This is a genomic window from Paraburkholderia sp. BL27I4N3, assembly GCF_003386115.1.
Classification (GTDB): Bacteria; Pseudomonadota; Gammaproteobacteria; order Burkholderiales; family Burkholderiaceae; genus Paraburkholderia.
The window spans coordinates 2615613-2633359 of record NZ_QREJ01000001.1; the positions used below are offsets into that span (position 1 = coordinate 2615613).

13 protein-coding genes and 2 pseudogenes are annotated in these 17747 nt (G+C 60.0%); 10 read left to right on the forward strand and 5 right to left on the reverse strand.

Annotated elements, in window-relative coordinates; genetic code table 11:
- Positions 1-2625: an aconitate hydratase AcnA gene (gene acnA, locus B0G71_RS12045; protein ID WP_116142003.1), complete on the reverse strand. Its 2625-nt coding sequence runs from the start codon at positions 2623-2625 to the stop codon at positions 1-3.
- Between the two features lie 247 nt (positions 2626-2872).
- Between acnA and B0G71_RS12050 the strand changes: the two genes are divergently transcribed.
- From B0G71_RS12050 to B0G71_RS12095, 10 genes and pseudogenes are all read left to right on the forward strand, one after another.
- Complete coding sequence (locus tag B0G71_RS12050) at positions 2873-3934, forward strand: lactonase family protein (protein WP_116142004.1); 1062 nt, start codon at positions 2873-2875, stop codon at positions 3932-3934.
- 55 nt (positions 3935-3989) lie between these two features.
- On the forward strand, positions 3990-5315 hold the full coding sequence (locus B0G71_RS12055; RefSeq protein WP_116148534.1) for an MFS transporter: 1326 nt from the start codon (positions 3990-3992) through the stop codon (positions 5313-5315).
- 83 nt (positions 5316-5398) lie between these two features.
- On the forward strand, positions 5399-6625 hold the full coding sequence (locus B0G71_RS12060; protein ID WP_116142006.1) for a porin: 1227 nt from the start codon (positions 5399-5401) through the stop codon (positions 6623-6625).
- A gap of 185 nt (positions 6626-6810) precedes the next feature.
- Positions 6811-7435, forward strand: a pseudogene (locus B0G71_RS41730) (tyrosine-type recombinase/integrase).
- A gap of 293 nt (positions 7436-7728) precedes the next feature.
- Positions 7729-8626 (forward strand): annotated as a pseudogene (locus B0G71_RS12070) (LysR family transcriptional regulator).
- 185 nt (positions 8627-8811) lie between these two features.
- Positions 8812-9561, forward strand: coding sequence for an SDR family NAD(P)-dependent oxidoreductase (locus B0G71_RS12075; RefSeq protein ID WP_116142008.1), 750 nt, complete (start codon positions 8812-8814; stop codon positions 9559-9561).
- 78 nt (positions 9562-9639) lie between these two features.
- Positions 9640-10968, forward strand: a complete 1329-nt coding sequence (locus tag B0G71_RS12080; protein ID WP_116142010.1) for an MFS transporter — start codon at positions 9640-9642, stop codon at positions 10966-10968.
- A 44-nt stretch (positions 10969-11012) separates the two neighbouring features.
- On the forward strand, positions 11013-11855 hold the full coding sequence (locus B0G71_RS12085) for a transketolase (RefSeq protein ID WP_116142012.1): 843 nt from the start codon (positions 11013-11015) through the stop codon (positions 11853-11855).
- Positions 11852-12853: a transketolase family protein gene (locus B0G71_RS12090; protein WP_116142014.1), complete on the forward strand. Its 1002-nt coding sequence runs from the start codon at positions 11852-11854 to the stop codon at positions 12851-12853. The genes B0G71_RS12085 and B0G71_RS12090 overlap by 4 nt, the downstream gene beginning before the upstream one ends.
- 301 nt (positions 12854-13154) lie before the next feature.
- Positions 13155-13340 (forward strand): hypothetical protein, encoded by a 186-nt coding sequence (locus tag B0G71_RS12095; protein ID WP_116142016.1) that lies wholly within the window; start codon positions 13155-13157, stop codon positions 13338-13340.
- 619 nt (positions 13341-13959) lie between these two features.
- Here B0G71_RS12095 and B0G71_RS12105 read toward each other — a convergent pair.
- From B0G71_RS12105 to B0G71_RS12120, 4 genes are all read right to left on the reverse strand, one after another.
- Positions 13960-14439, reverse strand: a complete 480-nt coding sequence (locus B0G71_RS12105; RefSeq protein WP_309546255.1) for a Rieske 2Fe-2S domain-containing protein — start codon at positions 14437-14439, stop codon at positions 13960-13962.
- Positions 14342-15298, reverse strand: a complete 957-nt coding sequence (locus B0G71_RS12110; protein ID WP_116142020.1) for a VOC family protein — start codon at positions 15296-15298, stop codon at positions 14342-14344. Before B0G71_RS12110 ends, B0G71_RS12105 begins: the two co-directional genes overlap by 98 nt.
- A gap of 75 nt (positions 15299-15373) precedes the next feature.
- Entirely contained in the window at positions 15374-16483 is a 1110-nt protein-coding gene (locus tag B0G71_RS12115) for an FAD-dependent monooxygenase (RefSeq protein WP_116142022.1), read from the reverse strand.
- A gap of 139 nt (positions 16484-16622) precedes the next feature.
- Positions 16623-17621 carry a fumarylacetoacetate hydrolase family protein gene (locus B0G71_RS12120; RefSeq protein WP_258875564.1) on the reverse strand — a complete coding sequence of 333 codons (999 nt, stop codon included), beginning with the start codon at positions 17619-17621 and terminating at the stop codon, positions 16623-16625.
- Between the last annotated feature and the right edge of the window lie 126 nt (positions 17622-17747).

A 17747-nucleotide genomic window follows, 5' to 3' on the forward strand; every position in this document is an offset into this window, starting at 1 on the left:
TCAAACCTCCTGCTTCGCCAGACTTCTTTGCAATATCAGCGGGATGACGCCTCCCGAACGCAACAACGTACATTCGAGCCGGGTTTCAACCGCCGCCGTCGCCTCGACGGCTTGCACCTTTCCGTTCGCTCGCACGATACGCACGGGGATCCTGCAGCGGGGTGACAGCATATCGGCCGGTGCGTCGACTTCGAGCTTATCACCCGGCCCAAGATCAAGGGAATCCGGGCCCGAGCCGGACGCGAACCGAAGCGGCAGAATGCCCATGCCAATCAGGTTCGAGCGATGAATACGCTCGAAGCTGGCAGCCAGCACCGCGCGGATGCCGAGCAACCGCTGACCCTTGGCTGCCCAGTCGCGCGACGAGCCGGTGCCGTAACGTTCACCCGCGACGAGCACGACAGAGTCGCCATCCCGCTGGTAGCGCTGGGCGACTTCGAAAATCGGCAGCACATCACCGCTCGGTACGTGCAGCGTATGCGCGACGGGCATGCCAGCATGCAGGTGGTTGACGAGCGTCCTGTTGTAGAAGGCCGCGCGCACCATCACTTCCCAGTTGCCGCGACGTGACGCAAAGACGTTAAGGTCGTCGCGATCGTCGCCTCGCGAGACGAGAAAATCGGCAACATAGCTGTCTTTCGGGATCGCGCTGGCAGGCGAGATGTGATCGGTCGTTACGTCGTCGCCGAGCACAAGCAGCGGATACGCGCTGTATTCTCCGAGCTGGCTGCCCTGGGTCGCGGAGGCGAAAGGCGGTCTGCGCAGGGCGGTCGACGCCGGATTCCAGGGGAACTGCGCGCTATCGGGTGCGTCGAGCTTGTGCCAGGCCGGATTTTCGCTGGCGAGCGCGAAGGCACGCGGATAATCACGCGGATCGGCGGCTAAGGCAACGAGCTCGGCGACTTCTTCGCGGCTGGGCCAGAGGTCGCTTAGATAGACGGGTTTGCCGTCGACAGTCCGCTGGATCGGGTCACGGCTCAGGTCGATTTGCGCGTCACCCGCAAGCGCAAAGGCAATTACGAGCGGTGGCGACATGATGAAGCCAAGATCAAGATCCGGATGGATGCGGCCTGGAAAGTTCCGGTTTCCCGACAGCATCGCTACAGGATAGATGCTTCTCTGAGCCATCCCATCACGGACCGGGGCAGTCAACGGCCCTGAATTTCCAATGCAGGTCGTGCAGCCGTAGCCGACGATGTCGAATCCGACAGCTGACAGATCGTCAATCAGATCGGCCCGCTTGAGGTAGTCGGCGGCAGCGGGCGACCCGGGACCAAGAGAGGTCTTGATCCACGACGGCACTTTCAGGCCTGATGCCCGCGCCTTGCGAGCAAGCAGACCGGCGGCGATGAGTAGCGCAGGATCGGACGTGTTCGTGCAACTTGTTATCGCGGCAATCGCAACTGGATGCTTGGGCATCAACGGATGTGATTCCGCTGGATGGAAGTCGAGCCTTGCGAGCGCTTCTGCGGTCTGCGTGTAATCGAGCAGGTCCTGCGGTCGGCGAGGACCAGCGACGTGCATGCCGATGCTGGCCAAATCAATGTCAATGGTGCGCGTGTAACGCGGCTCGGCCTGCGGATCGAACCACAAACCGGCTCTTTGCGTGAACGCTTCGACCAGCCTGATTGACGGTTCCCGACGGTTTGTCGCGCGCAGATAGTCGAGCGTGTGCTGATCGACTGGGAAGAACCCGGTCGATGCGCCGTATTCCGGGGCCATGTTGGCAACCACGGCCCTGTCGCCCGCGCTGAGCGTCGCGACACCGGGCCCGAAGAATTCGACGAACTCGCCTGACACACCGATGGCGCGAAGGCGCTGCGTGACGGTCAGCGCCAGATCAGTGGCCAGCACGCCGGGGCGCATGGCCTGCGTCAGCCGCACGCCGATCACATCGGGGATGCGTTGCATCACCGGCATGCCAAACATGACGGTTTGCGCCTCGAGTCCACCCACGCCCCAGCCAAGAACGCCAATGCCATTGATCATTGGCGTGTGACTGTCCGTGCCAATCAGCGTATCCGGCACCGCCCACTGCTCTCCGTCACGCTCCACCGCTGTCACGACGGTGGCGAGTTGCTCCAGATTGATCGTATGCATGATCCCGGTGCCCGGCGGATGAATGCGCACACCCTTCAGCGCTTTCGATGCCCACCGCAAAAACCGGTAGCGCTCTGCATTGCGACGCAGTTCGAGCTGCAGATTCAGCGGCGCCGCATCTGGCTGCGCAAAGTATTCGACGGCCAGCGAATGATCGACCGACGAATCGACAGGCAGTACCGGATTGAGGGTTGCAGGGTCTGCTCCCGCCTCCGCCAATGCGTCCCTCATACCGGCAATGTCTACCAGCGCGGGTGTGCTCGTCGTGTCGTGCATCAACACCCGGTTGGGCTGGAACGCGATCTCAGCTTCGCTGGTCGCGTGCACAGCCCACCCGAGGATGCCGTCCACGGCCTGCTGGCGTTCTTCGCCTTCGGTGTTCCTGATGACGTTTTCCAGCAGCAGACGCAGCACGACGGGCAATTCGCGGAGCTTGTCGCCGAACAGCCCGGGCAGGTCGACGTAGCGATACGACGTGCCATCGACGTTCAGCCGGGCCTCGGTGGGGGAGTAAGTGTTTTCCATGACTGTATTTTTGCACTTTGCCAGGTAAAAATGCAATCTAGTGCAAACCCCAAATACAACAATCTGGAGACACCACGTGGAAAAAAACAGTCGCGACCGGCGTAAAGAGGGCCCGAACCATGCCAGACGACGTCTCGTTCAAGGCGCTACGGCGCTCGGCGCGTTGGCCGCATTAGGTCCTATCGCCCGCTCGGTTTCTGCGGGGGAAACGGCGGCACCTTATTCAGATTTCAAAGGAAAGAAACCCATGTTTGCTTATGTCGGATCGCGGACGACCCGCGAACGCAACGCTCACGGCGACGGGATCAGCGTGTATCAGGTCAATACGGAAACGGGCGCGCTCGAATTCGTCCAACTCGTCAAAGACCTGGTCAACCCATCGTTCCTCGCTCTGAGCGGCAACGGCGAACGTCTTTACACCGTTCACGGTGACATGAGCGACATCAGCGCGTTCAAGGTGGACAAGACGTCGGGCAAGCTCACGTTTATGAACCGGCAGAGCACCCAGGGCAAGAATCCGGTGCATCTTGCGATCGATCCTTCGGGACGTTACATCGTGGTGTCGAATCACATTGGCTCGAGCCTCGCCGTTCTGCCAATTGCCGCAGACGGCTCGCTGCAGGAACTGAGTCAACTGGTTCATCTCGAAGGCCCGATCGGTCCACATCGTATCGAGCAGAAGCAGTCCAAACCCCACTTCAATCCGTTCGATCCGACCGGCCAGTTTGTCATCGTTCCGGACAAGGGACTTGACCGTATCTTCACGTTCCGCTTCAGGGATGGCCAATTGACGCCCGCATCCCCGGCGTTCGTCGTTGCACGTGAGACGTCGGGCCCGCGCCACCTGGCTTTTCACCCCAATGGCGCCTATGCGTATGTCGTGAACGAGCTTGACTCGACGGTGACGACCTACCGGTATTCAGCCACCAACGGCGCCTTGACGCCAGTGCAGATCGTGTCTTCGTTGCCCGATACCTTCACGGGCAATAGCCGGGCGTCGGAGATCGAAGTCGATCGCACGGGCCGCTTCGTGTACGCATCGAATCGTGGCTACGACAGCATCGCACTGTTCCGTATCGACCAGACAAGCGGACACCTGACCTTTGTCGACGCGGTGCCGACACTGGGACGCACGCCGCGCTTCATGACCTGCACACCCGACGGTCGCTTCATGTACGCACTGAACGAGGAAAGCGACAGTATTGTTGCGTTCGCCGTCGATCCGTCCATGGGACAACTGAAGCCCACGGGTTTTTCTGTCGAATCAGGCAGCCCTGTGTGCATGGTGTTCTCGCAGCATCAGGCGTAACCCGCAATTTAGATTTCAAGAAATCCAGCGGGCGCGCCCGTAGATGGAGGTCCACATGCAAGCTACAACCGCAATCGACGAGCGTGCCCTTGTTCGCAAGATAGCCTGGCGCATCATTCCGTTCGTTTTCATCCTGTACATCATCTCTTACCTTGACCGCGCAAACATTGGCTATGCCGCGTTACAGATGAACCGGGATCTGGCCTTGACGAGCGAGGCGTTCGGCTTCGCATCGGGCATCTTTTTCATCGGCTATTTTCTGTTCGAGGTGCCCAGCAATGTCATGCTCAACAGGTTCGGGGCGCGCGTATGGATCGCACGTATCCTTGTTACGTGGGGGATCGTCTCGGTTATCTCCGCTTTCGTGCAGAACGCCACGCAGCTGTATGTTCTTCGCTTTTTGCTGGGGGTGGCAGAGGCAGGCTTCTTCCCCGGCATCATCGTCTACCTTACCTATTGGTTCCGTGCTAAAGAACTCGCCACGACAGTTGCGCTCTTTACCGCGGCTATCCCGGTGTCGTACATCATCGGTGCGCCGCTGAGCACCTGGATCATGGATACCGTCGACTGGTTGAACTGGAGCGGGTGGCGGTGGATGCTCGTTCTTGAAGGCATTCCGGCCTTGATTGGCGGCGTCATGTGCTTTCTCTATCTAACCGATCGACCTGCCGACGCAAAGTGGCTCACACCCGAAGAGCGGGACTGGCTGCTTAACGAACTGGCCAATGACCGGAAAGCGCGTCCGGACGCGAAACACTTCGGCTCGCTCAAGGCGATGACCAACCCGAAGGTGTTGTACCTGTCGTTCATCTATTTCGTGTATCAGTGTGGCAGTCTGGGCGTTGGTTACTGGATGCCGCAGATCATCAGGGGATTTTCGAAGGCATTGAGCCACACCCAGGTTGGGCTCATCGCGATGATTCCCTATATCTTTGCGACCATCGTCATGGTGTTGTGGTCGCGCAGTTCGGACCGTCACAGTGAGCGGCGCCTGCATTCAGCCATACCGCTGGCGGTCGCCGCATTGGCGCTGCTTGGCGCCGGGCTCACGACTAATCCGTATGTGTCGATCACGATGATTAGCCTGAGTCTTGCTGGCCTTTACGCTTTCAAGTCGCCGTTCTGGGCCTTGCCGACGCTGTTCCTCACGCGTTCGACCGCTGCGGTATCGATTGCCGTGATTAACTCAGTCGGTAATCTCGGTGGCTTTGTGGGACCGTTTGCGATTGGATATATCAAGGGGTCTGGGCAGAGTGCGACACCGGGTCTTTTGTTCCTTTCGGCATTGCTCGTGTTGTCGTTCCTGATGACCTTCTTCATCCGGATCAATGAGCAGAACGCGGTTGATGCCCCCGGAGCTGTCGCCAATCACAGCCACTAGACAATGAGTGCGCGCCCGGGCGTCAGGTCAACGCCCGACGCCTCCCAGCGAGACAAGAACTAAATTCTGGAGAAGAATTCCCAATGAAAAAGTCTTTTATTCTATTAGTTATACTTAGCTGTTCGGCCGAGATTGCACACGCACAAAGTAACGTCACGCTCTATGGCATCATTGACAGCGGCGTGAACTACACGAACAACGTCCAAACGGCGAAGGCCGCTACAGGTCTAAAAGGCGGACACCAGATTGCAATGATTGAAGGCGGCTCGGCTGGCTTGCAGGGCAGCCGCTGGGGGCTGAAGGGGACTGAAGATCTGGGCGGCGGTCTCAAGGCGCTCTTCGTGCTCGAAAGCGGCTTCTACAGCAACAACGGCGTGCTGAATCAGGGGGGCGCGATGTTCGGCCGACAGGCTTACGTCGGTTTGGGCAATCCGGTTGGCACGGTGACGTTGGGTCGTCAGTATGATCCCGTCGTAGATCTGTACGGACCGTTTCTCGCGGCGCCGCAATGGGGCGGATACATGTCCTCGCACCCAAGCGATCTCGATAACGCGCTCAACACACGTCGGATCAACAACTCGATCAAGTTCCGCAGTAACAGCTACCGCGGGCTGACCGTCGAGGCCATGATGACGTTGGGTGGTACGCCGGGTTCGTTTTCGAATAGCTGGATCTGGGGCGGCGGCGCTGCTTACGCGAATGGTCCGTTTTCAATCGGCGCAGGCTACCTCAACATTCGGAACCCGAACACGTCGTTCTTCGGGGCCAATCCAAATGCGGGACCGGCTACGACCAACAATCTGGGTAGTTTCGGAAGCGCGACGAGTCCCCAGAGTAACCCGGTCTTTGCCGGATACGCCTCTGCGAATCGGCTAGAAATCGCAGGCGTCGGCGCTGGTCTGACGCTGGGTTCGCTCAATGTCAACCTCGCCTATTCGAACACACGGTTCGAAGATATGGGTACCGCGTCTGGACCGAACACGCTGCACTACAAAGGTACGGCGGCATTTAACAACGTAGAAGTGAACGCGAAGTATCAATTCACGCCGTCTCTTCTTGCAGGCGTTGCCTACGATCACACGCGTAACGGCGGGGCGGGTGGTAAAGAGGGGGCGAACTACGACCTGTTTAGCGCGGGACTGGACTACTTCCTGTCGAAGCGCACCGACGTCTACACCATCGCGGTCTATGAGAAGGTAAGTGGCACTGACTCGTTGGGGCAGAGCGCTGTGGCGCAGATTACCGGCCTAACGCCGTCAACAAACGCCAGGCAGGCTTCGTTTCGCGTTGGCATCCGTCATAAATTCTGATGGCAGACGGCGCCCACTCTGCCAGGTGTTGCTCTGGACGATCCGAGCGGTTGCCGGATATGGGCACCGCTTGCGGGCGGTGACGGGTCATACAGGCCGCCCTGGCGGTTGGCTGGATCGGATCGCGTAGCGCCCATCGGCGATTGGCGCAGACTGATTCTCTCTTCTTTGAAAGGAGAATCGTCATGAAAGCAACTATCAGCACCGGCGCGTCGCACGTGGCGTGGAACAAAGACAACCAAACCGGGCAGAAGTCGGCCGCTGAAGCTTAAGGTAAATTGGGCCATCCGAGTTCGCCTGCAACTGGGGGCGAAAACCCGCGAACTTGCGATGTTCAATCTGGCGATCGACAGCAAGCTGCGAGCGAGCAACCTGACGAACTGCGGGCGCGCGATGTTTGCCTGGGCACGCGCGTAGCGGCTCGGACGACTGTGATGCAGCAGAAGACGCAGCGACCGTTGCACTTCGAGATCACCGAGCAAATGCGGGATAGTGTTGAACGCTGGATCGAGGCAGCGGGGCTGTCCGCTTCAGATTTCCTGTTCCCGGGCCGGATTCATTCGTCGCCCCATCTTTCGACCCGCCAGTACGCAAGGATTGTTCATCGTTGGATTAAATCGATCGGGCTCGACGACACAGCCTATGGCACGCACACGATGCGTCGAACGAAAGCGTCCTTGATCTACCGCCGTACTAGATCTCCGGGCCGTACCGTTGCTGCTCGGCCACACCAAACCTGAAAGCAAAGTCAGATACCTCGGCATTGAAGTCGACGACGCGCTAGAAATGGCTGAACAGACCGAGGCTTGAGCGGTAGATCACAGACGGCAATAGTGGGTCGCTGCCCGGCCCCCAAGCCGCCAGAGGTCAGACGGTCTGAGCGTCGGCTGTCGGTCCGGGACCTGCCACGTTCTGACTGCCGGATGCGTTCGGTCGCCTGGCTCCCGTACTCGCACAACGTCTCGCGCCTCGGTGAGCCGATCGCCTATCGGCGGAACCCCGGCTTGCCTTTAGCTCCTGTGTACGCGACATTTCTGGAATTGCCAGTAGCGAAGCAGTAGACCTTGACCCAGAACGGTTCGCAACCTCTTCATCCAGGAACCATGCGCATCCCACCACTAAAATCCATCATCGCGTTCGAGAGTGTCGCCCGCACAAAAAGTGTGAATCGGGCGGCTGATTAATTAGGGTTAACGCCATCGGCGGTCAGCCATCAGATTGCCAACCTCGAATCCATGGTCGGAAGGGCCCTGTTCACGAGACTGGGGCGGGGACTCGTCCTGACGCCGACCGGTCAGCAATATCTGGCCGACGTCACCGGATCGCTCGCCGATCTGAGCCGCGCAACCGAGCGCGCATCGAGCGAGTCGGGCGTGGAGATCCTTCGCATTCGTTCGAGTCCCAGCTTCGGACTGATGTGGTTGCTGCCACGCCTCGCTTCATTTCAGGAAGCGAACGGCGACATTCAGTTGAATCTGGCGTGCTCATATGAAGATGTTTCATTCACGTCCGGCTACTACGATGTCGACGTGCGACACGGCTATGCGCATTGGACCGACGGCGAGATCAAAACCCTTCGCAACGAATTCATCGCGCCTCTTGCATCGGAGGAATACCTGAGAAAATTTCCGGTGCGCACTCCCGACGACCTGCACGAGCGTCGCCTGATCTTCTCGGAGACTCCGCTCGTGCAGTGGAAGCAATGGTTCGGAAAGTTCGGCGTCGCGGGTGTCCCACAAGGCATACGATTTCGCATTCGACCGTTCGTACATGTCGCTGGAAGCCCCGGCGCTGGGACACGGCATCGCGCTCGAAAGCACGATGCTCGCATCGGTCCATCTCAAACGGGGGTCGCTGGTCCCGGTCTTCGATCGCACGTATGCGGTCGAGGTCAGCGCTCATCATCTCGTTTTCCCTTCCCAGAACGGGGATCTGCCGCGTGTCGCCAGGTTTCTCGCCTGGGTCGAGCACGAAGTCAGCGGGGACTCGACGGCGCGCTAGGCCATGCCTGTCAGACGCCGGAGCCGGGCGTTCGATCCCAAATGGTGACCTCCTTTCAACCAGCGACCCAGCGCCACCGCGACACCTGAAAATTCGTCAGCGATAGTTGAGCAGGACCGCATTGATCGAGATGGTTAAGGCGCTGAAACTTCGTCTACCAACTAACACGATCAATGGAGACAAACATGTTGCTTGACAGCAAAGTGGTAATCGTCACGGGTGCAGCTTCGCCGCGCGGTATCGGCAAGGCGACCGCAAAAGCACTAGCTGCACAGGGCGCGCGAGTGGTGATCCTGGACCTTAAAAAGGAAGATGCCGAAAGCGCCGCGCGCGATCTCGGCGAAGGACACCTCGGCCTGGCCTGCGATGTGACCGACAAGGCTGCATGCGTTGCTGCCGCCACGGCGGTCGTCGAGAAATACGGCCGCGTCGATGGATTGATCAACAACGCAGGTATTACCCAGCCTCTAAAGACGATGGACATCGAAGCAGCCAACTTCGATGCAATCATCGACGTGAACCTGCGCGGCACGCTCTACATGTCGCAAGCGGTCATTCCGCAAATGAGAGAGCAGAAAAGCGGCAGCATTGTCTGTATGTCGTCCGTTTCCGCGCAACGCGGCGGCGGCATCTTCGGCGGCCCGCACTACAGCGCCGCCAAAGCAGGTGTGCTCGGTCTCGCTCGCGCGATGGCGCGTGAGCTCGGCCCGGACAACATCCGCGTCAACTCGATCACCCCCGGTCTCATTCAGACCGACATCACCGGGGACAAGCTCACGACGGAGATGCGCGCCGAAGTCATCAAGGGCATTCCGCTCGGCCGCCTCGGCGATGCTGCGGACGTGGCGAACGCCTGCCTGTTCCTCGCGAGCGACCTGTCGACCTACCTGACGGGCATCACGCTCGACGTCAACGGCGGCATGTTGATTCACTAAGAAAGACATTCGCCGCGATCGCGGCGGATGAGTCAACGCACCCGGGGAAAAGCCGGGGCGATATGGCAGGAGACAAGCATGAAAACGAAGTCCACTGCGCCGTCAATGACGGGCGATGTCACGTCGTTCGCCGATCCGGCGAGCTTCGAATCAAAAACGTATGCGAAAGTCGGCCGGCGCCTGATACCGTTCCTGATGCTGTGCTACCTGGGCGCCTATCTCGATCGTGTCAACGTGGGCTTCGCGAAACTGCAGATGCTCAATGACCTGCGATTCAGCGAAACCGTGTATGGCTTCGGGGCCGGCATTTTCTTCCTCGGGTATTTCCTTTTCGAAGTACCGAGTAATCTCATGTTGCACAAAGTGGGCGCACGAAACTGGCTCGCCCGCATCATGCTGACGTGGGCTGTGATCTCGGCCTGCTTCGTCTTTGTCAAGTCGCCCACCTCCTTCTATGTTCTACGCTTTCTATTGGGCGTGGCCGAGGCCGGGTTCGCGCCAGGCGTCATCCTGTACCTGACCTACTGGTTTCCTTCGGCGCGGCGCGCCAAGGCGCTTTCCCTATTCTTCATGGCGATTCCGCTTGCCGGTATTGTCGGCGGTCCGCTGTCTGGTTACATCCTGCATGCCTTCCATGGGGTGCAGGGTCTCGCTGGCTGGAAGTGGCTGTTCATCCTCGAAGCACTGCCGTCGTTGTTTCTTGGCTGCGCCATCCTGATGTATCTCGACAATGGGATCGCTGCCGCTAAATGGCTCAATGATGCGGAGAAGGCGCTTCTCGCACGCAACGTGGCGAATGACAACGCCCAGAAGGTCGCCCACGTCTCGATCAGGTCTTTCATCGGCGACCGTCGCCTGTGGTTGATGGCTGCCATCTACTTCTGCGTGGTGCTCGGGCAGTACGGCCTGACGTTCTGGCTTCCGACGATCATCCGCAAGTCGGGCGTCGCCGACCCGCTGTGGGTAGGCATCTTCACGGCCATTCCGTACCTCTGCGCGATCATTGCGCTGCCGCTGGTGGGCGCAAGTGCCGACCGCCATCGCGAACGGCGTCTGCATCTTGCAATTCCGATGCTGGTGTCGGCGGCAGGCTTTGCCACGCTTCCGATGCTGGGCGGTGTAGGTGCGTCGCTGGTCTGTGTCAGTGTGGCCGCCGCCGGCATCCTCGCTTCATCGTCGCAGTTCTGGTCGCTGCCGACCGCGCTCCTTGGCGGCATGTCCGCCGCAGCGGGAATCGCCGCGGTGAACTGTTTCGCCAATCTCGCAGGCTTCTTCTCGCCGGCCATCGTGGGCTGGTTGAACGACCTGACCGGTAAATCGACAGCTGGGCTCATCTTTATCTCGGTCGCTATCGTCATCGGTGCCGGGCTTGTTTTCCTCGTGCCAGCCAAAACCGTCAATCGCTGACACCGTTCGCAGCAAAGACTCACTTTTTGATTCAAGGAGACATCATGAACAGTCTGTCATCAGACGCGGTGACGCTCGCTGAGCGCGCCTATCGGATTCGTAGAAACGCCTTGCTGATGGGCGAAGTACAGGGCCAGGGCTATATCGGCCAGGCACTCGATATCGCCGATGTACTCGCGGTTTCCTACTTCGGCGCAATGAGCTATAGGGCCGACGATCCAGAATGGGAAGGCCGCGACCGCTTCCTGTTGTCTAACGGCCACTATGCGATCGCGCTTTACGCCGCGCTTTTCGAAGCCGGCTTCCTGCCACCGGAAGAACTCGAAACCTACGGCAGCGACGACAGCCGGTTGCCGATGTCCGGCATGGCGAGCTACACGCCCGGCATGGAGATGTCCGGCGGCTCGCTCGGCCACGGTCTCACGATCGCGGTGGGTCGCTGTCTGGGACTGAAGCGCAAGGGCTCAAATGCGTTCGTCTACACGCTCTTCTCAGACGGCGAACTCGACGAAGGCGCGATCTGGGAGGGTCTTATGTCGGCCGCTCACTGGAAGCTCGACAACCTGATCGCCATGATCGACGTCAACAACCAGCAAGCCGACGGCCCCTCCTCGAAGATCATGGCGTTCGAGCCGCTCGTCGAGAAGCTGGAAGCATTTGGCTGGTTCACACAGCGCGTGGACGGCAACGACATTGACGCAGTGAAGGCGGCGTTCGATGCTGCACGCAATCATCCGAAAGAGCAGCCCCGGATTATCGTTTGCGATACCCGCATGGGCTGCGGCGTACCGTTCCTCGAAGAACGGGAAAAGAATCATTTCATCCGCGTCGATGCCCATGAGTGGCAACTGGCGCTCGCAGCACTCGAAGCAGGGAGACAAGCATGAGCGACACCACCACCCAAAAGCCGCGTCTGAAGACTTCGGCGATGATTGCGTCGATCGCTGGCGAAGGACAGATCACCCGTTCTGCTCCGTTCGGCCATGCGCTGGCTCAACTGGCTCGCGAGAAGCAGAACGTGGTCGGGATGACCGCCGACCTCGGCAAATACACCGACTTGCACATCTTCGGTAAGGAGTTCCCCGAACGTTACTACCAGATGGGCATGGCGGAGCAACTGCTGATGGGCGCGGCCGCCGGTATTGCGCATGAAGGCGCCCAGCCTTTCGTGACGACCTACGCGGTGTTCGCGACCCGCCGTGCGTATGACTTCATGCACCAGGCCATCGCGGAGGACAACCTCGACGTGAAGATCATCTGCGCGCTGCCAGGTCTCACGACCGGCTATGGTCCGAGCCACCAGGCAGCCGAGGATCTCGCACTCATGCGCGCGATGCCGAACATGACGGTCATCGATCCGTGCGATGCGCTCGATACCGAGCAGATGGTCCCCGCCATCGCCGCGCATAACGGCCCGGTGTATGCGCGTCTGCTGCGTGGCAATGTTCCGGCCGTGCTCGATGAATACGACTATCAGTTCGAACTGGGCAAGGCGAAGCTGCTTCGCGACGGCGCCGAGGTGCTGATCATCTCGTCGGGCATCATGACCATGCGCTCGCTGGAAGTCGCGAAGGCTCTGGAAGCGGACAACGTCGGCGTCGCGGTGTTGCATGTGCCGACCATCAAGCCGCTCGACACAGAGACCATCCTGCGCGAAGCCCGACGTACGGGTCGCATGGTGGTGGTCGCCGAGAATCACTCGGTGATCGGCGGTCTTGGCGAAGCGGTCGCGACCACGCTGCTCACGGCGGGCGTCACGCCGATCTACCGCCAGATCGCCCTGCCCGATGAATTTCTTGGTGCGGGCGCGCTGCCGACTTTGCACGATCGCTATGGCATCTCGACCACCGTCATGGCAGATACCATCAAGGGCTGGCTTGGCTGAGCCCACGCTGTCATCCAGACGCTGCAGCACGGCGGACATCGCTCGGCCTGCTTGTGAAATGGGTCGTCCGCTAGCTTGAGCGGGAACGGTGCGTCAGTTCCGTCGACGCACCGCTACCGAAACAAGCAGCACGCCGACGTTTGTTAGCAAAGCCTGGACGACTGAACAAGACGTTTGATCGGCCGCTCACTGCCTGTCTTCGGCCTCTCAGAATGAGCGAGTGACGGACAGCAAGGGGTCTAGGCTGTGTGAAACACATTGATCGCCTAAACTGAGTCAACGCCCTGAGACCGGGTGACTCATGAAGCGATTCGTCGAAAGCGATGACCGCAAGCAGGTCGCACTACTTCCCGAATGTGTCGATGACTGCATCGTGCAGGACAATCCGGCAAGAGTAGTCATTAGCGAACAAAACGCGCGCATCGCGTGGGCGCTATCGGCGCGGGACGCCTTGTTCAACCGGACTGGAAGCGCGCTGGAAACGTGATGCCTTAAGTTCGAATCGTGCCTCATCTGGATCCACCTTCCCGGTTTTGCGACTGTTGGACTCTGATGACGTGAACGGCCCACCGGCCTGACGGACAACCTGTGGAAAATATCCGCTTCCAGAAGCCGTCGTGCTTTTTGGGACCGTCAGGCGCGAATCCCATCGTGGCACGGGGAGCGATCCCCACAACGACGCCGAATAGATTTACGCAAGCCAACCGCCTCACCACTTCAACATCGCAAAAACGGGGCGATCATAAACTATTTTCCGATTTCTCAAGCGACCCCTTAGTAAAAAGACTCTTTGCATTCGACAAGCCGCATTCCAGTTTCCCTATCACGCGACAGCAGAGCCGGTTCTATTCTCACGTCGGCTCACCCGAACGTTGGACTCGGCCTGTCAGCGAATTGACTCCGCGAGTCGCCCGTCAGCGAAAAAGCGCCACGGATAGTGGCGCTTCCAGAACCTCTTGCCCTTATGTCACGGCTGCGATTCCACCGTTCCGGAAAGCCAACCCTTTGCAGGTTCCCGCCGCGCCGCGATCGGATGTTGAGCAACGCGGGAATGAAAAGCCGGATCAACTGTTCGTCATATGAGCAGGATGGGGCTGCTATTCGGTTTAAAGCGCCGGATCATCGAGCGGAAGATACGCGCTCAGATATGCGTCTTCTTCGATTCGTAGTGGAATGGCTTCGAGCGTTTGGCCAAGGCACGGACCCAGTACGCACAGTCCATCATCGAGCGTGAATCTGGCTCCGTGTCCATGGCATACGATGTACTGCATCGTAGGATCGAGGTAGCCGTGCTTGCACCACGGCAGTGTTGCCCCAGGCCAGTGCGGGCACGAATTTCTGTAGCCACGCAGCAGGTCGTACTGGCGGACAACAAATATATCATCAACCCCTTGGGCCCGAAGATCGAAACCGCGCGCCCCCACCGTGGGGAGCGCGCTGAGTTCGCACAGGCGGACCCACTGCGGAACGCCGTCTGCGCACATCACGTCACGCCTCATGTTTCCCTGAGGGCGGCGGCGGCGGCGGCCCGCCCGGCGCCCATTTCTCGCGCCATTGCAGCAGGAACTCCTGCGCGAGATCGGCATGGGCGGGGGCAACGCGCGGCACCCAGGAGTCGTCGTGCAGATCCATGTCGGCATCGTATTCGACGTGGCATCCAAACGGCGAGTTGAAGTACCAGAACCAGTTCGAACCGAACTGGTGGCGGCCCGGTCCCCAGTACGATTCGTAGCCTTTAGCGGCAAACGCGCTGCCCGCACGCAATACCTCAGTCGGGCCGCCCAGGTGGAACGTGAAATGTTCGCAGCCTTGCATGAAAGGCGGTGTCTGGATAAGGAACAGCGTGTGGTGATCGAGCGTACCGGCGGGCCGCAGGAACGGGCCCATGCCGATAAACTTGTCGCTCAGCCGGAATTTAAGCCGGTTCACATAGAATGCTTCGGCCTTCTCCGTGTCCGGAACGAAATAGACGACATGCGACAACGTCCTCGGACGCGGCGGCGCTTCGCACTGACCAGTGACCGATCCGGTGACGTTCACGCCGCGCCGCGCGTCCCCGGGCGCGTTGATCTGCTCGGCGGGAAGCGCGGGTCCGCGTCGTACCGTCACCTGAAAGCCGAGCACGAAACCGGTGTCGTCGACGGATTCGAGCGAGCCGTCGGCTAACAGTTTCACCTCGCGGTCCTTATGCAGTTCGCTCGCGATTTCATCCAGCGCCGCTTGATCCGCTACGCCGTAAACAGTCTTGCGTAACTGGTTAGCGGTGGGAAATGGCCATGCCGGCAGGCGCGGGTCGTCCTTCGCGCGAATGACGACACCCGTGCCGTCCAGAGCTTCGAAGTGACCGTCGCCTCGCGGCGTCAGTCCGTAATCGACAAGAAACTGCGTGCAGCCGTCGAGGTCTTCGACACCGAAGACCAGTGTGTCAGGTCCGAGGATTTTCATCGTAGTTGTCCAGTTGGTGAAGCGGTCTCGCTCAGTCCGAAACGAAATGCAGGCAACGCTCCTGCCGTCGTGCAATCAGATAGGTTCGCCCAAATACTGATAAGTCTCGAGCAACAGCGCAGCCGAGCGGTCCTTCCTGCCGGCCGCATCCTGCTGTTCGTTCACGCATAACTGCAGCGAGGCGTCGTAGATTCTTTTTACCCTGTGGAACCGCCGTGTGTCATAAGCCGCCAGCGCCTCATTCACGGAATCGCTGCCGGCAAAACATTCCGCGAGCACGATGGCATCCTCCACCGCCATGCCGGCGCCCGAGGTCATTTGTGGCGTCGGCGCGTGCGCGGCATCGCCCAACAGCACGACACGCCCACGGTGCCACGAGGTCGGCACCAGCGTGATGTCGAGAGGCCGGAAAATCACCTGCGAGGGCTCGGTGATCAGGTCGAGCGCATTGCGTATGACCGGCGCCTCGAATTCGGCTAGACGATCGCGGATCAGCACATGCGAGCGGTCTTCAGTAATGCGCATTGGCTCCCGGCTGCTTTCCAGGTAGAACATATAGCAGCTTTCCCGCGAGGTCGGAAAAATGCCCAATACCTTGCCGGACGGGGCCCGATAGAGACAGAACCCGTCCGCCTCCGCAGGACGCGGTGCATTGAAGCGCCACACACTCTGGCCGGCGAAGCGCGGTTCGTAATCCGTACCGAACACGCGCTTTCGCAGGCCTGAATAGACGCCATCCGCGGCGACGACGAGGTCATACGAAACCTCGCGGCCATCAGAGAGCCGCACGTCAACGTACTCGCCGCGGTCCGTCAGATCCTGCACCGTCATGCCCTTTTCAAGCACTGCACCACTTTCCTGCGCGGCCGTTTCGAGGATGCGGGCAAGCTCCGGCCTGCGGATGCCGCAACTCGGAGGCGCGGGGTGCGCGTGCAGCAGACGGCCAGAGTCGTCGAACTCCTTGAATACCGCGAACGGCATGCCGCTTTCCTGGCAGGCTTCGGCGAGGCCAATCGTCGATAGCGCGCGCATCGTGTTGTGAAGCAGACAGATGCCGGCGCCTGTAGCGGGCCGCTCGGGCTTGATATCGATGCAGTGAACGTCGAGCCCCTGCCGGGCGAGTGTAATCGCCGCCGTGGCGCCACCGATTCCGGTGCCGACGATGAGCACGCGTTTGGCTTTCATTCCCTGTCTCCTATTTTTTATTTCAGCGGTGGATACGATCGATTTGACCATCGCTGAAACCGCTGAACCTGCGCCAGTCGATGCGTGTCCAGCCGATTCCATGCCTACGCCGCAAACTCCTGCGCTCCGCGCGAGCGGCTTACATGAAAGGTGCGCGCCGCTCGGGCCACCACGTTTTTTGAGGATGCTGGGCGATGCGATTGCGTAGCACACCGATGCCCGATACGTCGAGCTCGATAACGTCACCAGGCTTGACGCTTCGCCCAAGCTCCAGCGCCGAGCCGTTGCCCATCGTTCCCGATCCGATCACGTCGCCGGGCTGCGCGTGATCGCCTAGCGATACGTACGCAATCAGTTCTTCCGGCGTCCAAAGCATTTCCGACGTGTCGCCCTCGCCCCACGTCTCGCCGTTAACGCGCACAGACATGCGAATGTTGTCGAGCCGCGGAAACTCGTCGATAGTGGTAATCCACGGCCCGATGCCGTACGCGAAGTCCTTGCTCTTGGTGGGTCCCATGCCAATCGCAAACTCACTGCCCTGCAGATCGCGGGCGCTGAAGTCGTTGAAGATCGTCACGCCGAAGAGGTATGAGCGGGCGACGTCGGGAGTGATGTTATGCGCCTGCCGGCCGACTACCCAGCCGAGCTCCAGCTCGTAGTCGAGCCGCTCGGAGCGGGCAGGCCAAGGCACTTCCGCCTCGTGTCCAATCACGGTCCACGGCGAGCCCTTGAAATAGCCGGGCACTTCGAGCAGTGCCGGCGTCGGGCTGATGTTCATCCGCTCATGGAACTGGCGAATGTGCTTCGTAAAGGTCAGCCCGTCGCGCACGACGGACGGATCGCAGGCGGCGCCCCAGCGCAGGCCGTCGATTGCGAGGGACGCGTCGTCGCCATACTTTGCGATCGCCTCCGTCGCGGTGTCGAGAAAACGCTGCCCGAGGGCGATGGCGGCGGACATGCTTTGCGGAAATACGACCGACGCATAACGCAGCGCGGCCTCGCGGGTTGCGCCTTGCGCCTGCAGGCGCAGCGCTTCGGCCGCGCGCAGATCGATGACGCGGCCCTGCTCCGGCTGCACTGCGCAGATGCGCTGTACCGGCCCGTCCAGACCTTCGACCACGAATCGCCCGAGTTTCATTTGCTTCTCCACTGTAAGAATAGAATGACGCTCATAATGAAACTGAACGTATCGTTTTGTCAACGAACCGGAAGGTAGGGGTATCTCCCAGTGACATTATTCAAGTCCTGTGCACAACCTTGAACG

Bases quoted from the DNA above. Each gene is read 5' to 3' on its own strand.
- B0G71_RS12095 (WP_116142016.1), top strand. From the start codon at position 13,155: ATGAAGCGATTCGTCGAAAGCGATGACCGCAAGCAGGTCGCACTACTT.
- B0G71_RS12105 (WP_309546255.1), bottom strand. From the start codon at position 14,439: ATGCCGATCTCGCGCAGGAGTTCCTGCTGCAATGGCGCGAGAAATGGG.
- B0G71_RS12055 (WP_116148534.1), top strand. From the start codon at position 3,990: ATGCAAGCTACAACCGCAATCGACGAGCGTGCCCTTGTTCGCAAGATA.
- B0G71_RS12085 (WP_116142012.1), top strand. From the start codon at position 11,013: ATGAACAGTCTGTCATCAGACGCGGTGACGCTCGCTGAGCGCGCCTAT.
- B0G71_RS12115 (WP_116142022.1), bottom strand. From the start codon at position 16,483: ATGAAAGCCAAACGCGTGCTCATCGTCGGCACCGGAATCGGTGGCGCC.
- acnA (WP_116142003.1), bottom strand. From the start codon at position 2,625: ATGGAAAACACTTACTCCCCCACCGAGGCCCGGCTGAACGTCGATGGC.
- B0G71_RS12050 (WP_116142004.1), top strand. From the start codon at position 2,873: ATGTTTGCTTATGTCGGATCGCGGACGACCCGCGAACGCAACGCTCAC.
- B0G71_RS12110 (WP_116142020.1), bottom strand. From the start codon at position 15,298: ATGAAAATCCTCGGACCTGACACACTGGTCTTCGGTGTCGAAGACCTC.
- B0G71_RS12075 (WP_116142008.1), top strand. From the start codon at position 8,812: ATGTTGCTTGACAGCAAAGTGGTAATCGTCACGGGTGCAGCTTCGCCG.
- B0G71_RS12060 (WP_116142006.1), top strand. From the start codon at position 5,399: ATGAAAAAGTCTTTTATTCTATTAGTTATACTTAGCTGTTCGGCCGAG.
- B0G71_RS12090 (WP_116142014.1), top strand. From the start codon at position 11,852: ATGAGCGACACCACCACCCAAAAGCCGCGTCTGAAGACTTCGGCGATG.
- B0G71_RS12080 (WP_116142010.1), top strand. From the start codon at position 9,640: ATGAAAACGAAGTCCACTGCGCCGTCAATGACGGGCGATGTCACGTCG.
- B0G71_RS12120 (WP_258875564.1), bottom strand. From the start codon at position 17,621: ATGAAACTCGGGCGATTCGTGGTCGAAGGTCTGGACGGGCCGGTACAG.